The organism is Brevibacillus halotolerans (assembly GCF_026891775.1).
Classification (GTDB): Bacteria; Bacillota; Bacilli; order Brevibacillales; family Brevibacillaceae; genus Brevibacillus_B; species Brevibacillus_B halotolerans.
In genome coordinates this window covers 66871-87090 of sequence record NZ_JAPTNK010000017.1, presented here as the reverse complement: position 1 = coordinate 87090, position 20220 = coordinate 66871, and the positions used below count along the sequence as shown (strand labels likewise).

19 protein-coding genes are annotated in these 20220 nt (G+C 41.6%); 4 read left to right on the top strand and 15 right to left on the bottom strand.

Annotated elements, in window-relative coordinates; all coding sequences use genetic code 11:
* Positions 1-10 precede the first annotated feature (10 nt).
* The 3 genes from O0550_RS18975 to O0550_RS18965 are packed head-to-tail and all read right to left on the bottom strand — an operon-like array spanning position 11 to position 3661.
* Positions 11-1507, bottom strand: a complete 1497-nt coding sequence (locus O0550_RS18975; protein ID WP_258427060.1) for a TadA family conjugal transfer-associated ATPase — start codon at positions 1505-1507, stop codon at positions 11-13.
* Positions 1504-2919, bottom strand: coding sequence for a CpaE/TadZ family protein (locus O0550_RS18970; protein ID WP_258427059.1), 1416 nt, complete (start codon positions 2917-2919; stop codon positions 1504-1506). The genes O0550_RS18975 and O0550_RS18970 overlap by 4 nt, the downstream gene beginning before the upstream one ends.
* A gap of 1 nt (position 2920) precedes the next feature.
* Positions 2921-3661 (bottom strand): CpaB family protein, encoded by a 741-nt coding sequence (locus tag O0550_RS18965; RefSeq protein WP_003343482.1) that lies wholly within the window; start codon positions 3659-3661, stop codon positions 2921-2923.
* Between the two features lie 393 nt (positions 3662-4054).
* On the opposite strand from O0550_RS18965, the gene O0550_RS18960 reads away from it, so the two are divergent.
* Both O0550_RS18960 and O0550_RS18955 read left to right on the top strand, forming a co-directional pair.
* On the top strand, positions 4055-4513 hold the full coding sequence (locus tag O0550_RS18960; RefSeq protein ID WP_138976974.1) for a hypothetical protein: 459 nt from the start codon (positions 4055-4057) through the stop codon (positions 4511-4513).
* A 211-nt stretch (positions 4514-4724) separates the two neighbouring features.
* Positions 4725-5360, top strand: a complete 636-nt coding sequence (locus O0550_RS18955; protein ID WP_003343480.1) for a hypothetical protein — start codon at positions 4725-4727, stop codon at positions 5358-5360.
* Positions 5361-5541: 181 nt separating this feature from the next.
* On the opposite strand, the gene O0550_RS18950 is transcribed toward O0550_RS18955, so the two are convergent.
* From O0550_RS18950 to O0550_RS18920, 7 genes are all read right to left on the bottom strand, one after another.
* Entirely contained in the window at positions 5542-6306 is a 765-nt protein-coding gene (locus O0550_RS18950) for a type III pantothenate kinase (protein ID WP_003343479.1), read from the bottom strand.
* 40 nt (positions 6307-6346) lie between these two features.
* Complete coding sequence (gene nadC / locus O0550_RS18945; protein WP_258427058.1) at positions 6347-7195, bottom strand: carboxylating nicotinate-nucleotide diphosphorylase; 849 nt, start codon at positions 7193-7195, stop codon at positions 6347-6349.
* Positions 7182-8807, bottom strand: a complete 1626-nt coding sequence (gene nadB / locus O0550_RS18940) for an L-aspartate oxidase (RefSeq protein ID WP_258427057.1) — start codon at positions 8805-8807, stop codon at positions 7182-7184. The genes nadC and nadB overlap by 14 nt, the downstream gene beginning before the upstream one ends.
* Before the next feature lie 269 nt (positions 8808-9076).
* A complete protein-coding gene (locus tag O0550_RS18935) occupies positions 9077-10702 on the bottom strand; it encodes a hypothetical protein (protein ID WP_101667164.1) in 1626 nt (541 codons plus the stop codon).
* A gap of 299 nt (positions 10703-11001) precedes the next feature.
* Entirely contained in the window at positions 11002-11427 is a 426-nt protein-coding gene (locus O0550_RS18930) for a Fur family transcriptional regulator (protein WP_003333876.1), read from the bottom strand.
* A gap of 20 nt (positions 11428-11447) precedes the next feature.
* Positions 11448-12287, bottom strand: a complete 840-nt coding sequence (locus O0550_RS18925; RefSeq protein ID WP_003333877.1) for a metal ABC transporter permease — start codon at positions 12285-12287, stop codon at positions 11448-11450.
* 36 nt (positions 12288-12323) lie between these two features.
* Positions 12324-13097 carry a metal ABC transporter ATP-binding protein gene (locus O0550_RS18920; protein WP_003333878.1) on the bottom strand — a complete coding sequence of 258 codons (774 nt, stop codon included), beginning with the start codon at positions 13095-13097 and terminating at the stop codon, positions 12324-12326.
* 176 nt (positions 13098-13273) lie between these two features.
* Between O0550_RS18920 and O0550_RS18915 the strand changes: the two genes are divergently transcribed.
* Positions 13274-13642 (top strand): ArsR/SmtB family transcription factor, encoded by a 369-nt coding sequence (locus O0550_RS18915; RefSeq protein ID WP_003333879.1) that lies wholly within the window; start codon positions 13274-13276, stop codon positions 13640-13642.
* 57 nt (positions 13643-13699) lie between these two features.
* Here the strand turns inward: O0550_RS18915 and O0550_RS18910 are convergent, their stop codons facing one another.
* Positions 13700-14686 carry a metal ABC transporter substrate-binding protein gene (locus O0550_RS18910; RefSeq protein ID WP_258427056.1) on the bottom strand — a complete coding sequence of 329 codons (987 nt, stop codon included), beginning with the start codon at positions 14684-14686 and terminating at the stop codon, positions 13700-13702.
* A gap of 208 nt (positions 14687-14894) precedes the next feature.
* Between O0550_RS18910 and O0550_RS18905 the strand changes: the two genes are divergently transcribed.
* Entirely contained in the window at positions 14895-15425 is a 531-nt protein-coding gene (locus O0550_RS18905) for a PCYCGC motif-containing (lipo)protein (protein ID WP_163246078.1), read from the top strand.
* 161 nt (positions 15426-15586) lie between these two features.
* Here O0550_RS18905 and nadA read toward each other — a convergent pair whose 3' ends face one another.
* The 4 genes from nadA to hpt form a co-directional block, all read right to left on the bottom strand.
* Positions 15587-16531 carry a quinolinate synthase NadA gene (gene nadA, locus O0550_RS18900; RefSeq protein WP_003333882.1) on the bottom strand — a complete coding sequence of 315 codons (945 nt, stop codon included), beginning with the start codon at positions 16529-16531 and terminating at the stop codon, positions 15587-15589.
* 101 nt (positions 16532-16632) lie between these two features.
* On the bottom strand, positions 16633-17529 hold the full coding sequence (locus O0550_RS18895) for a Cof-type HAD-IIB family hydrolase (RefSeq protein ID WP_068793686.1): 897 nt from the start codon (positions 17527-17529) through the stop codon (positions 16633-16635).
* Positions 17530-17598: 69 nt separating this feature from the next.
* Positions 17599-19587: an ATP-dependent zinc metalloprotease FtsH gene (ftsH, locus tag O0550_RS18890; protein ID WP_003333884.1), complete on the bottom strand. Its 1989-nt coding sequence runs from the start codon at positions 19585-19587 to the stop codon at positions 17599-17601.
* An 82-nt stretch (positions 19588-19669) separates the two neighbouring features.
* Positions 19670-20209 (bottom strand): hypoxanthine phosphoribosyltransferase, encoded by a 540-nt coding sequence (hpt, locus tag O0550_RS18885; RefSeq protein ID WP_003333885.1) that lies wholly within the window; start codon positions 20207-20209, stop codon positions 19670-19672.
* Positions 20210-20220: the final 11 nt, after the last annotated feature.

The window sequence follows — 20220 nt, the reverse complement described above, 5'->3', positions numbered from 1 at the left end:
CCCTCCCTTGTTACAGCTTAATAGGCTCCCTAAAAAACATCGCGTCTATTTCCTCTTCACTTATTCCCTTTGCTTTCCAACACTTTATCAGGCCCTCTGGTCTATATCCCGTCCACCTATATTGACCAACAACCTTGCCTTTTTTTACACCTAGTGGCTCATAGACGTAAATATCTTGAAGGTATACTCGATTCGATATCACCTGCTTGACGGACAGCATCCTTCTAATTTTGTCCTCGTCTGACTCACCAGTACCGATCACCTCTGTAATGGAGACAACCTTCCTGCTACCATCCTCTTCAAACCGTTTAACTTGTACAATTAAGTTAAGAGCTGAACCAATCATCAGGTTTCTCTCTAAGGAACTGTAGGATTCTTCTGCCTTTCCAAACAAAATTGGCAAAGTGGAGTCAACCAAAGCACGTGGAGAATTGGCATGGGCCGTGCTCCAGCTACCTGGATGGTCTGTATTCATAGCCCAAATAATGTCGACAATCTCTCCTCCACGAGTCTCTCCTACAATGATGACATCTGGGCGCTTCCGTAGAGAAAGCCTGACGCAATCACGTATGGAAAATCCACCTCTCCCCTCATGATTAGTTGGCTTCGTTAAGAATCTACGAACAAACGGATGCTGTAGCTTTAATTCCAAGACATCTTCAATCGTAATAATACTAATTTGTGGAGAGATAAATTGAGAGATAAGATTTAATAGGTGAGTTTTCCCTGAACCTGTACCTCCACTCACAATTCCAGAGGCTCTCGCTACCCCCACGGCATATTTCAAAAATGACAACATCGGTTTACAGATGGAACCATACCGCAAGTAATCCGTTTGAGATAGAAGGTCACGATGCTTCCGAATTGTGAGCATATGACCATCTGGTGAAATTGATCGATGCGTCGCGGTAACCCTTGATCCATCGGGAAGTTGAGTATGCAAATCAGCTTTGGATTCGTTAAACTCTCGTCCCATAGTTGCCGCAATCTGCTCTATCAAACGTAACAACTGCTCCTCATCAAAGAAATACTTCTCCGTCAGACGCTCCAGCCTACCGGTACTTTTTCGTTCCACTACTACATCACTAAATTTTTGTACGATGATCTCTGTAATATCTTGGTCTTCCAGCAATTCATCCAGATGCCCCCAGCCAATTAATTCGTGCAAAATCCGGTGTACCTCAAGTTCCAATTGATGGGTTGGCAGTGGGGCTTGCCGGTCAACCAATCGTCGCAATTCCTCCTTCACTTCCTCTATCAAGGCAGGTGAGCTTTTTTCTTCCCATAATCGTTTTCCAAAGGCTTCAACAATTTGTCCCTTTACATGTGCCTCCTCTTCCTGGGATAAAAACCATTCCCTTTCTACATATTTACTGGCACTTTCCTGAACAACATGATCTACTTTCCTGCGGAGGTTTGAAAAATCATGAGCCTGCCTCTTTAATTCAGATATATCTAGCCGCTTCTGTCTTTCTGTTCCTAATAGCTTTTGGCGTGAAAAACTCATCGTCCCCAGCCCCCTTTACTAAACCATTTAAAAAAACTTGCCTTCTTCGTTTTGTTTGTAGAATCACCATAGATTTGTCCTTCTTTTTCGGTATGAGGAATGAGTACCTGTCCCAATTTTTCGATAGCCAGCTTAGCCTGGGACCTAGATGTGGTGAGCATCAGTGGGACTCCTGTATTAATTGATCTTTTCACCTCGTCATCATCAGGAATGGTTAGTAGCGTCTGACTAGGGTGTAGCTGGAAGTATGCTTTCATCTCTTCTAAAGTAAACATCTCTCGCTTTTGCAGCCGATTCATACAGATTTGAATTTTTTGTTCGGGATACTCAGCTTCACGCAGTAGCTTTAAGACTCTGTGAATATTTTCAATTGCATCCACCACAGGACTCCCTACCATTACCACTCGTTCAGCGAAAAATAATGCCTGAATGGTTGCATCCGTAGTATCCGGCGCCGTATCAATTAAAACAACATTGTATGCACTTCGTTTAATGGTTTCGAGAATGATGTATAAGTGGTAATCCTTAATATGAAAGCTTTGCCGTATATCTCTTGGGGAAGTAAGAACATGCAGCCCTGATTCAGGATGTATCGCAATGTAACGCTCAATCTCCTCTGGATAAAGAGCCATCGAAGCGGCATACTCCTGCCATTCCTCATGGCTAATAAAATCAGGATCTCGTCCGTCTCTTTGAACTATTTGAATTAATCTGTCTTGTATTTCTTGAACCCATGTGAACAGATTCGGGGTACGCGGTAAATTTAATGACGTAGCAAACGTACCCAAATCTAAATTAAAATCAATAGCAAGCACTCTATTCTTTTCTCCTTCTAAGGGGTGACGCGAGTAATAGATTGCTAATTCCCGCGATATAAATGTTTTACCTACTCCTCCTTTTGGTCCATAAACAGTGATCAAATGCTGGCGATGTCCTACAGACTGACCGTCATCTGATAGATGAAGAGATGGTACTACAGGGGCTTGCGCAAATTGGCGGTTGATAGTATCCAACGATTGTAGAGTCGTAGAGGGTAATTTTCCTTGAGTTGTATCTTGCTTTACAACCATTTCAATCATTGAGGGGGAAATTGGTTTTTGTAATACAAACACACCGAGATTCCTTATTAAGGCTTCCCACTGCATCGTTTGTAAATCGCAAGCAGCTATACAGGTAATAGTTGGGGAGTAAAAGCGAATTTGATGACATAAAAGACTTAAATCTGTTTCACGAAAAAAACCAACCAATACTATATCTGGTTGCATTGCTTGTAAGGTATGGAAAATCTCTTTAAAGTCACTTACCACTCCGCATACCTTCACATACTGACTCTCTTTTAGTTGTTCTACTAAATCACTTGTGCATTTCTCATCCTCATCGACAAGCAACAATCTTTTAGGCCAATCCTGCATTCTAGCTTCCTCCTTCTCCTTCTATATCTGTCCAGCTTTTATTACCTTTCATCAATGCTTTAGCAAAATGAGCGTCTCCAATTCCTGATGTTAAGTCTTTGCCATACCCTGCTTTTCCTAGATGTAGCTTGCCATAGTGGAGGGCATGGGCGAGTAACCTCCCTTCATGAAGCGTTAAGGAAATCGTCACTGCTTTTAGAATTGCCCCCTCCCCGTCTAAACCACGCTGTACCCCGACTACCGGCATTGCCTTAAGCAAAAGTCCAGTATGTGCCCCCTCCTCATCCTTAAAAGAAGCATATATATGAACACGATCTCTCTCCTGTAGCTGTGCTGATACACCACTGATGTTATCAACTGGTATTGTCATCGCCGTTTGATTGGGATGGTTACCTTGTAGCTGATTTTCTTCCGTGCTTGTTGAAATATCAGCCTTTAGTAATGGGACACCCGCCTTTACGTGACGGATCACTGGTATTCCAATTACATGACTGACCTCTTCCCAAGGAATAAAACCGGGTACCTCAACCGAGCTACTAAAAAAACGATTGCCCATTTCTAATACTCCCTTTTCAACATGATCAAGGGACAGAGGGGTCCCTATTTCTAGCTCGCTCTGCTCCCTTACCCTGATGTAATAAAACAGCTCAGGCCGTACTGTCTGATAGGTTAGAAAACCACATGCAATGGCCAACAGCGTAATAACTAGCAGACGGATATAGCTAAACCGATAGCCTCCCATGGAATGCCTCCCTCCTTTTCCATATCTATCCGGTAAAAGAAGTGTACTAACGCTTTATGGGACAAAAAAAGCCATGAAGAAATCCCCATGGTGTTAAAACATTCTTTCATTCCTACCTTTTCTATGTCTAATATAGGAAGTTCATATGGTTTTTTCCTAAAGAAATATAGAATGCTTAAAGGAGCATCTACAATTAATCTTTGATGATCTAACCATTTTTTAATCCATATGTTTAATAAAATTATATTTTCTTCCAAATTTACACAAAAAGTTCACTTGCATTAACTTGAAATATTTGCTAAATAATTATATTCTAATAAAAGTTCGTTTCATAATATTTCCAAATGGGTGTTTTTCTATAAAAAAATTATTTCTTCTCTTATTGTTGCTGTCATGTTAACCAGTGGTGTTACGGGAACCTTTGCATCACCTAATCAAGTTATAGAAGCTAAACAGGTAATAGTAACTGAAGATTTTGAAACGATTGCATTTGAAAAAGATGAGGTTGTAACAACTATTACGTTCAATAAGCAAACCCAGACATATACTATTAATGTCGTGGATAAAGAAACCGAAGAGGTACTTCTTGATTTAAAAGATAGCTCTGCTGACGAGGTAATGTCCCAATTACAAAAAGAGAGTACTGGACGACAAAAAAGAGCGGTCTTTCTAATTCCATTAGCTTGGGGAGCTACTGAAATCGCCGCATACGTAGCTGGTGGTGTTGCTACTGTTAAAGCTGGTCTTTATGTAGAGGAAGAGTTGGATAAACAAAGGAAAAAGATAGGGATTTTTATTTACGTACAAAGCAAGAAATCGAAGATGCTGCTGATGACATCCCCCAAAAATTAAAAAAGAAAAATGACGATTACTCCGTAGATGTAGATAAATTTACTTAGAAAGCAAAAGGAGAAAGAGGTACTTTTAAGGATCAAAAAACAGGCAGGACGATTGAAAAAACAAGAGGAACTGGAGGCGATCAAGAGGGACATAAAGAAGATGTATGGAAATTAAAAAATAAAAGGTAAGCGAATTGCTTCTTTATCGAAAGAGGGGAAATTTGTTGGAAAATAAGAGTTTTGTAACGTTCCAAGACTACATTTCACATTATGCCATCGACATGGATTATCTAAAAAAGGGTTGTGAACGACCTGATGATTGGGATAAAGATTTTCTATTTGTTGATAAGTGGGATAAATTTGATATTCAATATACGAATAAAATGTATAGAATCAACCGATTTCCTACTTTAATTCAAAATTGGGATAAATATAATCAAGCAGAGATTTTTTATGATACGGATAAGGAGATCAAAGAGCAACAAGACTATTTAGAGCTTGAGCGCAAATTTCTAAATGTTTTTAGAAATTTATGGACTTGCTCTCGCACTTTCGTGGAAAGTAGCATTTCATATAAAGATATATTTCCTGAAGATATTGATCAGAACAAACTGAAAGAGCTCCAAGAGAAGCTCTTTGAATCAATCATGGAAGTATCTGAATTGAAGGATCTTGAATTCCTCCTCAAATTAAACCTTCGTGATTATATTTCAACTTGCCTTTACTTTGTAGATTTAAATCTCATTATATGGCCTGGTGACTTTGCTTGCCCTACCTATTTAACAGACCAATCTAATAGGGAATTTCTAGAAAAAATTTGTAATGTTGAAGGGGTTTATCTCTGCCCTTTGGACTCATAAAACCGAACCACTCTGTCTTCCTGTAAACTACACCTTAATTGTTAGACACATCTAACATTGGAGGTGTAGTTTTTCTATACAATCATTATGACACCCTACCTGTTAAATCGATTCCTCTAGGTAAAACGACGTGTTAACAAAAAAGCCACAGGAGCAAATCCCATGGCTTTCGAGAACAATCTTACACATTTCGCTCATAAATCAACCGTAAGCCCTTCAACGTCAAATGCTGATCAACCACATCAATACAATCAGTCTCTTTCGCAATGAGTGGGGCAAGTCCCCCTGTTGCAACCACCGTTGGCTTGCTGTTACACTCCTGCTTCATTCTGCTCACAATACCCTCAACTTGACCAATAAAACCATAAAAAATACCGGACTGCATGGAAGCAATGGTATTTCTGCCAATCACAGTCGCAGGCTGGGCAATCTCAATACGCGGCAGCTTTGCGGCACGGGTAAAGAGCGCCTCGGTCGAAATCCCGATACCCGGCGCGATTGCACCCCCTAAGTATTGGTTCTTTTCATCTACATAGCAAAAGGTCGTAGCCGTACCGAAGTCAACAATCAATAAAGGAGCGCCATATTCATGAATCGCTGCAACCGCGTTGACAATTCGATCTGCTCCCACCTCTCTTGGATATTCTGCTTTTATATTTAGCCCAGTTTTGATGCCTGGCCCAATCAATAGCGGCTTCTTGGAAAAATATTTTTCACACATACTCTCTACCGCTTTATTTAAAGGCGGGACGACCGAAGAAATGATAATTCCCGTTACAGCTTCGAGCGTAAGCTTTGCGTTTTGAAATAAATTGAGCACGAGCATGCCGTACTCGTCCTCAGTCTTATTGCGGTCACTTGCAATACGCCAATGGTACACTAATCGATCTCCCTGATACATCCCGAGCACAATATTCGTATTGCCTATATCCATTACGAGTAGCATGGGTAGTTCCTCTTTTCTCTATCTTGTCGGCTAACACTGACTATCTTTTCCGTTGATTTAAATCTAAGCTAATATCTAAGGCAGCAACGGAATGCGTAAGTCCGCCCACTGAAATCACATCGACACCAGTCTCAGCAATAGCTCTTACCGTCTCCAATGTAACTCCACCAGATGCTTCAATGATTGCCTTTCCAGAAATGATTTGGACCGCTTCTCTCATCAGATCGCAGGACATATTATCCAGCATGATAATATCTGCTCCTGCTTCCAACGCTTCCTGTACCTGCATGAGTGATTCAGCTTCTACTTCTATTTTCATTGTGTGGGGAATGGCTTCACGCGCTTTCCTTACCGCTTCCTTTATGCCACCTGCACCTTTACTATGATTGTCTTTGATCATCACTGCATCGTAAAGAGCAAACCGGTGGTTATGTCCGCCACCTACACGCACTGCGTATTTTTCTAATAATCGCAAACCCGGAGTTGTTTTACGTGTATCTACTATCCTCGCCTGTGTATGCGAAATTTCCTTCACAAATAATTGGGTACGTGTCGCAATCCCTGAGAGACGCTGCAATAAATTAAGGGCTAAGCGCTCACCGGTTAAAATAGCCTGTACCGAGCCGGTAACTTCAGCTATTACATTCCCTTTTTGCACCTGACTGCCTTCTGTTACAAAGCGTTGAAAGCTAAGCTCATGATCCACGGTATGAAAGACCTGCTCGGCAATATCTAAGCCCGCGATCAGACCTGATTTTTTCGCATACAAGATTCCCGTACCTTTCTCATCTGCTGGAATCGTGGCCATAGTTGTGATATCCTCATGACCAACATCTTCGAATAGCCATTCCTCTATTTTTCGTTGTAATTCGCGTTTATTCCATAGCATAACGGATTTCACTCTCCTCTTGTAGCCCTGAATGGATACCTTGCGTAATATGCTTAAGCCATCTCTCTTCATTTTGCTCAGGATAATCAACGCGATAATGGCCACCGCGGCTTTCTGTTCGAGCTAAGGCCGCTCTAGTGGTAAGGATGGCTGTTGTCAGCAGATTTTTCAGTTCCAAGGCCTCAGGTTTGACTGTATGAGTCGATAGAATTGTTTGCATGCTCTCAAGTTCCTGCAACGCTGCTCGCAGACCCTGCTCCTCACGCTTTACCCCTACTTGGCGCAGCATAATCTTTTGTAGCTGTAGCCGCATCTTTTTCCAATTCCCTACTCTGCCGGTAGTGCGTAGAGATGATTCACTAAGCGAGATGGTTGACATCACAGGCGGTAGCGTTTGTAAACGTTCTACGATGCGATGTCCAAACACAATTGCTTCGGATAATGAATTACTAGCTAAGCGGTTAGCCCCATGTACTCCCGTGCAAGAGACTTCTCCACACGCAAATAATCTCGGTACATTCGTTTCGCCATATAAATCAGTCTTTACGCCGCCCATCATATAATGGCAAGCAGGTGCTACCGGTATCCAATCAGCTACCATATCCAGCCCATAACTCAAACAGAAATCATAGATTGTCGGAAAGCGATGTTTAATCAGCTCTTCAGACTCATGTGTAATATCAAGATACACAAAGGTAGATTTTGTTGTTTCCATTTCCGATACAATGGCTCGTGCCACGATGTCTCTCGGAGCTAATTCCTGCTGAGGATGATACTTGTACATAAAACGCTCACCCAGCACATTGCGCAAATAAGCACCTTCTCCGCGAACAGCCTCGGAAATTAAAAAACGCGGGGCATCTGGATAGCACAGAGCCGTAGGATGAAATTGAATGAATTCCATATCTTTTACCTCTGCACCAGCCCGATAAGCCATCGCAATGCCGTCTGCTGTCGCAATGTCCGGATTGGTGGTGTAGCGATATAGCTGACCAGCACCGCCTGTTGCCAGAATAGTAGCGTGCGATTGTATGGCAAACAGCTCCCCGCATGGTTTAAGAGCTAGCACTCCCACACATTCTCCTTGATGCGTAAGAATGTCGATAGCGAAATGCTCCTCTAGTAAGGTAATGTTCGTTGTTTCTGCCACCTTTTTCGCTAAAGCTCGGACGATCTCGGCACCAGTAGCATCTCCTTGTGCATGCAGAATACGCCGCTGGCTGTGTGCGCCCTCGCGTGTTAATTCATATTCACCATTGCTATCTTTATCAAATTGAGTCCCGTAGGTTATTAACTCCTGTAATCGCTTGGGCCCTTCATGCACCAATACATCTACTGCTTCATAGGTACAAATTCCGGCGCCTGCCAGCATGGTATCTTGACGATGTAATGCGGGAGAATCATTTTGGGCGGTAACCGCTGCGATGCCCCCTTGAGCCCAGCGAGTATTGCTATCCTGCAAGCCCTTTTTACTGATTAGTACTACCTTTGCTTTTTTGCTTGCTTCTAACGCTGTATATAAGCCTGCAATTCCACAACCAACTACAATCACATCGGTATACATGTTTGGTAAATGATCAGTCTGGTAGTTCAGTACATGTCTCGGGAACATCACACATCACCATCTCCGTGATTCTCTACTTTTTTCCTCATCATTATAGCAAATGCCTCTTATGAGCAGAAGCTGATAATCATTGGGGAAAAATCTTTACGCCTATACAGGTGCGAGCATACGGAAAAGCGGCAAAAGCCCAAAGGCTCCTGCCGCTTCTTTTGTCCAATCTATTTACTTTTCAACACCAAAACTCATCATCAGCTTTACTTATAACGGGGGCTCTTCATTACAGTTTATATACCAGTACCATCTTTACAATCAGCATGTTATTTATTTAATTCTAGTGCTTCATTTGTAAGCTCAAGCTTGCCATTTTTCAATGTCCATGTTGTTTTTGCTACACCTAAATGGTCAGCATGGTATGCTCCGGAGATATTTTGTACAGCTTGAAGCTCTAGTACACCATTTTTGTCCACATCAACCGGGGTCAACACAGAAAGCCCATCAGCCCAACCAGTTGTCTCCTGCAAAAGTTTTCCGTTATTATCATAAACCTTAGTTTCTACATACTCTTTTTTGTTCTTACTTACATCAATGGTTTCCTTTTTGCCAGTAGCTTTGCTAGAAACCTCTACTTTAAAGCCATCTTTAAAAACGACATCGTATTCTACACCTTTATTTAACAGCTCCTGATCAACTAATGGAACAATCTTGTTATCAGAGAAAGTCAACACGCTAAAGGTAGATAGGCCACCGCTGCCACCTGTTGGGGCACTTACCAGGATATCCTTCTGTTTATCGGATTTAAATGCACCAATATGTAGCGTAGCTTCAAAGCCAGCTTTTTCTTTTCCTACTGTACCCATAGTGAGTTTTTTGGTTTTACCATCTTTTACAGCCACTGTTAGCTCATTAGCGAAGAAATCCTTTTCCCCTTCTTCCTTATGACCGATCAAAATCACTTCGTCACGCACACCGTCACCATTTACATCAGCATATTTAGAATCAATGACATAGTTATTTTCTTTTGTAGAAAGAGCTGCTTCTGTAAATTTGTCGCCCGGTGCATAGTTCGGAGCAATGGAGAAATTATCATGGTCAAATGCTGTTACTTCTGTTTTTTCTAGCTTCAATTGGCCGTTATCAATTTTCCATGTGCTTGTTGCAATAGCGATGCTGTCAGCGTGGTAGCTGCCCCAAATGTGTTGTGTTCCAACCAATGCAAGTCCACCGTCTGCTTGTTCCTCTACTTCTAAGGAGCCAAATCCGTCTTGAGCGCCCTTAACTGCTTTCAATAGCTTTCCTTTAGCATCATAAATTCCGTTTTTGATATAATTGTCTTTATTTTCACTGATATCTACCGTTGTTTTTTCTTTTGTAGCTTTGTTTGTAATTTCTGCTTTAAAGCCTTCTGTGAACTGAATGTCGAAGTCAACGCCAGCGTTCAGCTTCTCTTGGTCAACCATTGCGGCACCTTTGCCATCTTTAAAGGATACCAAGCTATATGTAGAAGTTCCGCCGCTTCCGCCATCTCCCATTTCTACTAATACGTCCTGTGCACCATCTTTATTAAAATCGCCCACTGTTAGCTTTGGCTCATATCCGCTATTTTGTTTTCCAACTGGTACCTGTGTGAATTTCATTGTTTTTCCATCTTGCATAACAACCATGATATTACTTACGAAAATATCATCTTTCTTTTCTTTTGTACCGATCAAGGTTACTCCGTCCGCTACACCATCACCAGTAAGATCAGCTTGTGTGTAATCAAGTACATAGCTGTTTGGCTTTACTTGCAAATCCTTCAGTGAGAAAAGCGCTCCTTCTTCAAAGGCTTGCAGTGCTTTTTGGGTATCCAATGCAAACACTGGTACATTAGCTACTGCTCCAACTCCTGCAAATACTCCACCGCAAAGCGCTACGCTTGTTACTACTTTTACTAATGTTTTCATATATCATTACCTCCATCAATTGAGTGAATAAATGTGATTTGTTTTTTGAGCTGTTGTCTTCTTGTTGTTTTAATCATACACCCCAAAAAATGCTAAGTAGTTACAAAAGGTTTACATTTTATTTTTCTCAAATAGAACAGGTATTTTTTATTGGGACGTGCCTTTGTTTACTTCCGTTACATATCGAGCCATTGGCGTTTCTTTGTAATATAAACTCATGGATAAGCTTTTGAATCTCTTCTTTCGGCAAATAACAAAATAAAAAAGCACCTTACCGGGTGCTTTTTATCTCATATCTTTTACATAGCTATATGTTCATTACAGTCTTTACAGGTTCCATACACTTCGAACTTATGGCCGGTTACGACAAATTCCTCGGAAATCTCAGGAATTACGTTCATCGGACAGTTCGGCAATGATTTCGTCTTACCGCATACTGTACAAATGACATGATGATGATGTCCATGCGTAGAGCATGAGAGCCTGAACTTTCCTTCGCCATCTAGTTCGGTCTCTTCTAAAATGCCCAATTTAACGAAGGTAGAAATATTCCGGTATACCGTATCAAAGCTCAAGCTTGGATAATTATCCTTCATCCGCCCCATGATATCTCGTGCGGACAAATATCGCTTTTCCTCAGCACAAATACGCAGCATCTCTTCACGCTTACCTGTGTATTTATATCCTTTATCTTTTAACAACTGGAGCGCTTGTTCCAAATTCAACTGCAATCTCCTCCTTTACTTCAACGTAAGATTGCTCGTAAACGTTTGAAGCCCAACACAATCATTAAAATAAAGACAGCTACTAATACAATCGTACCGCCAGAAGCCCAATCAAGCATATAAGCAAAGTACAAGCCTGTTAACACAGAGATTTCGGCAAACAAAATCGAGTAGAAAATAGCTTGTCGAAAGCTCTTAGCTATTTGCAAGCTGGCCGCTACTGGAATCGTAATCAACGCAGAGATCAATAGTACACCAACAATTCGCATGGATGCCGCAATTGTTAGAGCTACTAGTACCATGAACCATAGATTAATACTGCGTCTAGCCACACCTGATACCCGTGCGAATTCTTCATCAAACGACACAGCAAATAATTCTTTGTATAACAGGATAACTGTTCCTATCACTACAACAGCTACCCCAATTAAGGCTAATAAATCCTCAATGGTTACTGTTACAATCTTCCCAAACAAGTATGAGTATAAATCCTGGTTAAACCCATCAGCAATACTCACTAAAACTGTAAATAAGCCTAGGCCTGTAGATAAAATGATCGGTATCGCCAAATCCTGATACGCACGATATACCTTACGCAATCGCTCGATAAACAGTGACCCAATCACAGAAAATAGCATTCCAAAAAATAAGGGGTTCACTACGCTAAAGAAAGCTACCTTTTTCGCTAAAAGCATTCCTGCTGCTACTCCTGAAAGCGTCACATGGGAAAGCCCATCCGCCATCATAGATAAACGGCGAACAATTAAAAATGTCCCCAGGATCGGGCAAACCAATCCGATCAGCAGTCCTGAAAACAAGGTATATCGTAAAAACTCATAATTCCACCAATCGGCTAGCATTCCTTTTTGTCCTTCCTTCTTCCGCCCAGCGGCAGATTAATGATGATGGGTTAAAAGCCTGACGCTCTCACCGTACATCGATTGAAAAATTTGCTCCTGTTTATGCTCGAACTCCTCTGCGGTGCCATGAAAGTGTAACCGACGTTGTAGACAGGCTACTTTATTTACCCACTCAATCATGACGCCAACATCATGGCTTACGATCATCATCGTCATTCCCGTATCCTCTTTAAGCGAACGTAAGAGCTGATAAAACTGCTCGATAGATTCCTGATCTACCCCTACTGTTGGTTCATCTAGTATCAAGAGTTCTGGCTCTGCTACCAAAGCACGAGCGATAAACACCCGCTGTAGCTGACCACCAGATAAGTTGCTAATACGCTCGTTTTCCTTTGCAGACAAACCAACACGCTTAATTACATCGGAGACCTGCTGATGATGTTCAGAAGACAAGCGGCGAAATAAACCTACTTTGCCAACCAGTCCGGAAGCCACTACTTCACGTACAGTAGCCGGAAATCCACTGGCCCCATGAGCTGCCTGCTGAGCAACATAGCCGATCTTCGTCCAATCCTTAAATTTTTGGATAGGCTCTCCAAAAAGCTTAATCTCGCCTTTGGTAGGTAAAATCAACCCTAAAATTAATTTCATTAATGTTGATTTTCCTGAACCATTTGGGCCAACAATACCTACAAAATCGCCCTTTTCCATTGAAAAGTCTATATCTTCCAGAACCGTTTTTCCATCCTCGTAACGAAAAGACACGGATTTCAGAGAAACAACACTCGCATGCTTTTTTGCATTGTGCATATAATCAACTTCCTAACTTTTGTGGCATAATCGTAATTATTCTTATTTAATATTATCATGGTACTATGAAATGGGCAGGGACTCAAGGCTTTCACAAGTCTCTTTGCCTCTTTTCTGCTATCCTTGTGAAGTAGCTTTTCGTTTTCTATAATTAATGAAAGGAAGAGGTGATCACTTTGGCTTATGAAGATCAAACGGAAAAAGACGTATGTGAGATAGAATGCGTTGAAGTCGAGAAAGTAAATCAATTAAAACCGAGAATAACAGAGGCAGACGGAGTAGCCCCTTTGTTTAAGGCCTTAGCTGATGATACACGCTCCAAAATTATTTATGCCCTCTCCCTCGAAGATGAACTCTGTGTATGTGATGTTGCAGCCGTAATTGGGATTAGCATGGCGACCGCTTCGCATCATCTTCGACTATTACGGAATATGGGCCTGGCTAAATATCGCAAGGTAGGGAAAATGGTGTACTATTCTTTGGATGATGATCATGTTCGTATGCTGATACATGCAGGAGTTGAACATGCGAATGAACACAAATAATTGTATTGCTAAAAGAAACCGCCGCCCCAATCTAGGAGCGGCGATCTTTATTTAAGCTTATCGCAGGGCCTGACGTAACACTTCCAGGTTTTCACGCATAATGGAAATATAGTCTTTGCCCGCTGTCTGTTCTTCCGTAGTCAAGCCTTCTAGTGGATTTAGTATCGCTGTTTGTGCTTTTGTTTCACGCGCGATTACTTCCGCTACTTTTGGAGAGGTCAATGTTTCGAACATAACATATTTAATATTTTTTTGTTTTACCTTCTCCACTAGATTCTTTAGCTCAGAAGGCGATGGCTCATCATCAGGAGAAATACCAGAAATCGCAATCTGCTCCAGTCCATAACGAGCAGCTAGATAAGTAAAAGCCTTATGCGAAACTAAAATTTCCTTTTTAGGTGATTGTTCTACCATTGTTTTAAAATCCTGGTCTAGCTTGTTCAAGTCATTTACTAGCGCTTTATAATTTTGTTCAAACTGCTCCTTATGTGCTTGATCGGCCTTAACAAATGCGTCCTTCACCTGTGCAGCTTGCTTCTCTAGCATTGTAGGATCAAGCCATACATGGGGATCAAATTCCCCGTGATCATGCTCATGCTCGTGTCCTGCCGATTCACCTTCGTGCCCTTTATCACCTTCATGATGATGATCATGTTCCTCTGAAGCTAGAAGAGTAAGCCCTTCCGTCGTATTTACAGCTAGTAAATTAGCTTGATTTAGACTCTTTACAGCTTTCTCTACCCATGCTTCTAAACCGCCACCATTATAAATGAGAACATTAGCCTTAGAAATGGCCACCATATCCTGAGCAGTAGGTTCATAATCATGTGGTTCGACTCCAGCCGGAACAACATTTTTAATGGAAACATACTCCCCACCAATTCGATCTGCTACATAGTACAATGGATATATAGTTGTATACACAGAAAGTTTTCCACTCTCTTGTACTGAACCTGCTATATTCGTATTGCCACATCCACTTGCAAACAAGGCCATACTTGCAACACCTAAAATAACTCCCCATTTTTTAACGAACCGTAACATATAGTCCTCCTCCATGCTCTCTTCTCTGTCTGTATTTGTTGTTTATGTCTTACGATATTATTATAATTCGTAATCATTCCTATTTGCCTCTCTCATTATACTTATATGCGAGCAGTTTGTAAACAAGAACCATTACGATTTAATAGTATCATCTACAGCCTAAAGAATGGATTATGGTATAATCAAGGGAAAATAAGGGGGAATTTACGTGAAAATAGCAAAACTATTGTCTATCTCACTCCTTGGTATCGTATTGCTCACAGGATGCGCGAATGGCAGTTCGGTAGGAACCTCTTCATCTTCTCAGGCTATAAACCAAGAACAGACTCCTGACGCACCCCATACGTCACACGCACCTAATGGCGATCTACAGGAAGTAACCAATTCTATCTCCACTCTCCCAACTTTTTTGGATACGGTTGACCCAAATATTAAAGCTGTTTATCGTATCGCAGCGGATCATAATGACCTGCTTCAATCTATTCCCTGTTACTGCGGATGTGGAGAATCTGCCGGTCATCAACACAATGGAAACTGCTTTATTAAAGAAGTGAAGGAAGACGGCTCTGTCACATGGGACGATCACGGCACTCGTTGCAAAGCATGTATGGACATAGCTATTACTTCTGCAAAAATGATGCAGGAAGGTAAAACTAAGTTGGATATCCGTACATATATTGATGAAAACTTTAGCAAAGGCTATGCAGACCCGACACCTACTCCTATGCCGACTGCATAAGCAATCAAACGTTTACGATCCTAAATGAATGCTTTCTACAAGATTATTCTCACTATCAAAGGTAAATTGAACAATATTTCCCAATCATACAAAAAAAGTCTACGCTTCTTTAGCGCAGACTTTTCTTTTTTCAGCATCTATGATTTATCTTACCTCTGGGATCAGCCAGGTGCTACCTCCAGCATACGTTCCAACGAAGCTCGCGCCGCATTTGCCACATGCTCGGGAACATAAATTTGCGGTTTTAAGGTCTCTAACGCTTCTACACACTTTTTCAATGTATTAACCTTCATATTGGGACAGACCAAATATTTAGAGGCAAAATAAAACTGTTTCGTTGGACTCTCTTTTTCCAGCATATATCTTGTTCCGTCTTCCGTTCCAATGATAAATTCTTTTTGGTTCGATTCCTTACAGAACTTCAGTATTCCAGTAGTGGAGCCTACATAGTCTGCCAATGCAACAATCTCTGGACGGCATTCAGGATGTACTACGACAAGCGCCTCTGGGTGCTCTGCCTTCATCAGCATAATATCCTGCACAGATAACTGGTCGTGTGTGTTACAGTACCCTTCCCAAATAATCATTTTTTTGTTTGTGAATTGTGACACATAGTGCCCCAAATTTTTATCAGGAACCCATATAATCTCGTCACTATCTACCGACTCGATAACCCTTTGTGCATTGGAGGATGTACAGCAGATGTGTGTTTCTGCCTTCACATCAGCCGAGGTGTTGATGTAAGCGACCACTTTTGCATTGGGGTGTTGAGCTTTGACTTTACGCAATCCTTCCACGTTAACCATATCAGCCATTGGGCAACCAGCTCGTTCATCAGGAATGATCACCGTTTTGTTGGGATTGAGAATTTTTGCACTTTCACCCATAAAATGCACACCACAAAATAAAATCACGTCTGCTTCTGTTTCTTTTGCCTTTTGTGCTAGTCCAAAGGAATCTCCGATAAAATCAGCTACTTCCTGAATCTCTGGACGTTGGTAAAAATGAGCTAAAATAATGGCATTGCGTTCTTTTTTTAGCTGAAACAATCGTTCTCTTAATTCGGCATTGCGTTGCTCCTTCTTCTGTAGAGCTAAAGCTTCCATACCCTTACCCCCTGCCAGGTGATGTAGACGAATTCGGCGCTATTGTACTGTCTCCGTCAGCTATTTGTCAATTAGCAAGGGGTGGGCCAACTGTAAAATGATTACTGATTCCGGAGCATATATTCACGAATAAAGCATGCCACCCCATCTTCACAGTGGTGCTTTGCCATATATCTCGCTAGCTTTTTAACCTCATCCTCGGCATTTTCCATTACAACTGGGTGCCCCACATGAGACAGGATTTCAAAGTCATTCATTGCATCCCCGAATGCTGCAATTTCCGTTGCAGGTACATTCCATTTCTGCATAAAGGTTTGTAAGCCGATCCATTTACTTAACCCAAGTGGAATCACTTCCATATTAAACGGTCCAGAGCTAGTTAAACTCACTTTTCCAATAAACTCTGCCGTCTGTTCACGCAGCCATTCCAGTACACTCGTATCCTTATGCCAAAAGAACATTTTGCTAATCACAAACTCTCCTGAAGCAATGTTATGTAAAAGCTCATCTTTAGGCATAAACTTCGCTAATTCATTATAGGAAAATTGACGATTGGCATATTCACGCTTTGTGTGCTCTAAGGTAATCCCCTCTGTAATGAACGGTTCTGAGAAGAGCATCTGTCCAATACGTTCTTTGTCTTCATCAACCATCCAACGATTGCTGTTCTGGTCATGAACCTCATAATAAAGATCTTTTTGTCTGCCTATTTCTACAAGAGAAATAATAACTTCTTTCGGTAATTCAGCATATTTTAATAATGTTCCATCCTCTGCAAACAAAGCGGCCCCATTACTGCACACATAACCATCAAAAGGGTAGTAGTCTGATGCAATACGAGCTGATACAAACGGTCTGCCTGTAGATAGCAAAAGCTTTACCCCTCGCTGTTGTAATTCTTCGCATGCCTTCCATGTTTCTCGGGAAATTTTTGCTTCGCCATTTAACAAGGTTCCATCCATATCAAACGCTACGATTTTACAATCTGCTACACTCATGCTGATCCCCCCACTGTTGTCATTGACAAAATATCATCGAGAAAAAAATAAGAGCACCATCCGGCGCTCTTATTTCGGTTCTTGGTTATCAGGATGGTCTACTGTTTCATCCGTTTTTGTAGCTTCTGGTTTTGGTTCTTGGTTCAGTTTATCAATGGTTACTTGATTAACTGGCTCTTCAGGCTTGGATTGAATGTTTACTACAACATCCTCCCCAGGTTCTTTATCCAGCTTGCCGTTTTCAATGATCTGTTTGATCTGTTCAGCATCAAGTGTTTCCACGCGAAGCAAGGTTTGTGCAACCGCTTCTAACTGATCTCCATATTGAATCAACAAGTCCTTACAACGTTGATATTGTTCATTAATGATCCGTTGCATTTCTTGGTCAATTTCGTAAGCGATTTGTTCAGAGTAGTTACGCTCGTGTCCAATGTCGCGTCCCAAGAATACTTGCCCTTGAGATTGACCGAATTGCATTGGTCCTAAATTACTCATACCATATTCGGTAATCATGCTACGTGCAATTGCTGTAGCACGTTGGAAGTCATTATGCGCTCCAGTAGAGATATCGCCCAGAACCAATTCTTCCGCAACACGCCCACCAAGCAGACCCACAATTTTATCTTCCAGATCTGTTTTGGTAGCAAAGAAGCGATCCTCTTTTGGCAGCATAACGGTATATCCGCCTGCTTGCCCACGTGGGATAATCGTAACTTTGTGTACCATATCAGCACGTTTTAAATGGTATCCAACAATTGTATGACCTGCTTCGTGATAAGCTACTAGACGACGCTCGTCTTCGCTTACGACACGAGATTTCTTAGCAGGACCAGCGATGACGCGGTCAATCGCTTCATCTACTTCTAGCATGTTGATTTGCTTCTTATTTTTACGCGCTGTAAGCAATGCAGCTTCATTCAACAGGTTCTCAAGATCAGCACCTGTGAAGCCCGGCGTACGGCGAGCAATGATATCCAAATTCAAGTCCTCGCCTAATGGTTTGTTACGTGCATGCACCTTCAGAACTGCCTCACGACCACGTACATCAGGACGATCCACCGTAACTTGACGGTCAAAACGTCCCGGACGCAATAAAGCTGGGTCAAGAATGTCAGGTCTGTTGGTTGCTGCAATCATGATAATTCCTTCATTTGCTCCGAAACCGTCCATCTCTACGAGCAATTGGTTTAACGTTTGTTCACGTTCATCATGACCACCGCCAAGACCAGCACCACGTTGGCGACCAACGGCATCAATTTCATCAATGAATATGATACACGGAGCATTTTTCTTTGCATTTTCAAATAAATCACGTACACGTGATGCCCCAACCCCGACAAACATCTCTACGAAGTCAGAACCTGAAATGCTAAAGAATGGCACGCCTGCTTCACCAGCAACGGCACGTGCAAGCAATGTTTTACCTGTACCTGGAGGACCTACTAAAAGTACCCCTTTAGGTATACGGGCACCTACGGCAGCAAATTTGCGTGGGTCCTTTAAGAATTCTACGACCTCTACAAGCTCTGCTTTTTCCTCATCAGCACCAGCTACATCTTCAAATGTAACTTTTTTCTTTTCGTCGTTATATAACTTCGCCTTGCTCTTACCGAAGTTCATAACTCGGCTTCCGCCGCCCTGTGCCTGATTTAACAGGAAGAAGAACAAGATAAAGATGATCACGAATGGAATGATAGAAGTTAGGAATGTTAGCCAGATGCTGTTACCCTCTGCTGGTTTATACTCCACCTTATTAATCTTCTTAGCATCAATCTTATCATTGATCAGTTTAACTAGTTGTTCATCATAAATCGGTGCATTGGTATAGAATGATTCCTGACCGGCTGGAGTTGGTTTGAGCTTACCCTCTACCCGATATGTACCTCCCTCAACACGAAGAGATGCCTCTGCAATGTTGTCTTGATTGAGGTGATTACGTAGCTCCTGATAAGAAATTGGAGCCATCTTATCGGTTCCGGAGAGGACAAAATTCACAATCCCTACCGTGACAAGGAAAATCAGTAAATAGAAACCTGTATTCCGAAAAAAACGATTCATTGCTTACCTCCTCTCACGAAAAAAGACACTTCCATTATTTTAGCATAGAGTAAAACCCATTCACAACCTAGCTAGCTCTTGTCTATTTCGAATAAACTTCAGGTTTTAGAACACCGATATAAGGAAGATTGCGATAGGTCTCAGCATAATCCAGACCGTAACCAACAACAAACTCATCAGGAATAGTAAAGCCACTGTAATCAGGAGAAATATCTACCTTACGACGCTCCGGTTTGTTTAGTAGCGTTACTACTTTCACGGACGCAGCATGACGTTGCTTTAATAGCTCTACCAAATGGCTTAACGTCAAACCACTGTCCATGATGTCTTCCACAATTAGAACATGACGATTCTGAACAGTTGTATCTAAATCTTTCAGAATACGCACAACACCAGAGGACTCCGTACTGTTGCCATAGCTAGATACTGCCATAAAATCCATCTCGCACTTAATATCCATCTCACGCAAAAGATCAGCCATGAAAACAACGGCACCTTTTAAGATACAAATAACCAACGGATTTTTATCGCGAAACTCATCTGCTAAGATTTTACCCAGTTCTTTGACTTTCTGATCAATTTCTTCCTTCGAAAGCATAATTTCTTTTATATCATTATTCATATGTAACCTCC

Coding starts and splice junctions, on each gene's coding strand:
- nadC (WP_258427058.1), bottom strand. CDS start 7,195: ATGCTATGGAATAAACGCGAATTACAACGAAAAATAGAGGAATGGCTA.
- O0550_RS18925 (WP_003333877.1), bottom strand. CDS start 12,287: ATGCTAGCCGATTGGTGGAATTATGAGTTTTTACGATATACCTTGTTT.
- O0550_RS18935 (WP_101667164.1), bottom strand. CDS start 10,702: ATGAAAACATTAGTAAAAGTAGTAACAAGCGTAGCGCTTTGCGGTGGA.
- O0550_RS18950 (WP_003343479.1), bottom strand. CDS start 6,306: ATGCTACTCGTAATGGATATAGGCAATACGAATATTGTGCTCGGGATG.
- O0550_RS18910 (WP_258427056.1), bottom strand. CDS start 14,686: ATGTTACGGTTCGTTAAAAAATGGGGAGTTATTTTAGGTGTTGCAAGT.
- O0550_RS18920 (WP_003333878.1), bottom strand. CDS start 13,097: ATGCACAATGCAAAAAAGCATGCGAGTGTTGTTTCTCTGAAATCCGTG.
- ftsH (WP_003333884.1), bottom strand. CDS start 19,587: ATGAATCGTTTTTTTCGGAATACAGGTTTCTATTTACTGATTTTCCTT.
- O0550_RS18895 (WP_068793686.1), bottom strand. CDS start 17,529: ATGAGTGTAGCAGATTGTAAAATCGTAGCGTTTGATATGGATGGAACC.
- O0550_RS18960 (WP_138976974.1), top strand. CDS start 4,055: ATGTTAACCAGTGGTGTTACGGGAACCTTTGCATCACCTAATCAAGTT.
- O0550_RS18965 (WP_003343482.1), bottom strand. CDS start 3,661: ATGGGAGGCTATCGGTTTAGCTATATCCGTCTGCTAGTTATTACGCTG.
- O0550_RS18975 (WP_258427060.1), bottom strand. CDS start 1,507: ATGAGTTTTTCACGCCAAAAGCTATTAGGAACAGAAAGACAGAAGCGG.
- nadB (WP_258427057.1), bottom strand. CDS start 8,807: ATGTTCCCGAGACATGTACTGAACTACCAGACTGATCATTTACCAAAC.
- nadA (WP_003333882.1), bottom strand. CDS start 16,531: ATGGAAGCTTTAGCTCTACAGAAGAAGGAGCAACGCAATGCCGAATTA.
- O0550_RS18970 (WP_258427059.1), bottom strand. CDS start 2,919: ATGCAGGATTGGCCTAAAAGATTGTTGCTTGTCGATGAGGATGAGAAA.
- hpt (WP_003333885.1), bottom strand. CDS start 20,209: ATGAATAATGATATAAAAGAAATTATGCTTTCGAAGGAAGAAATTGAT.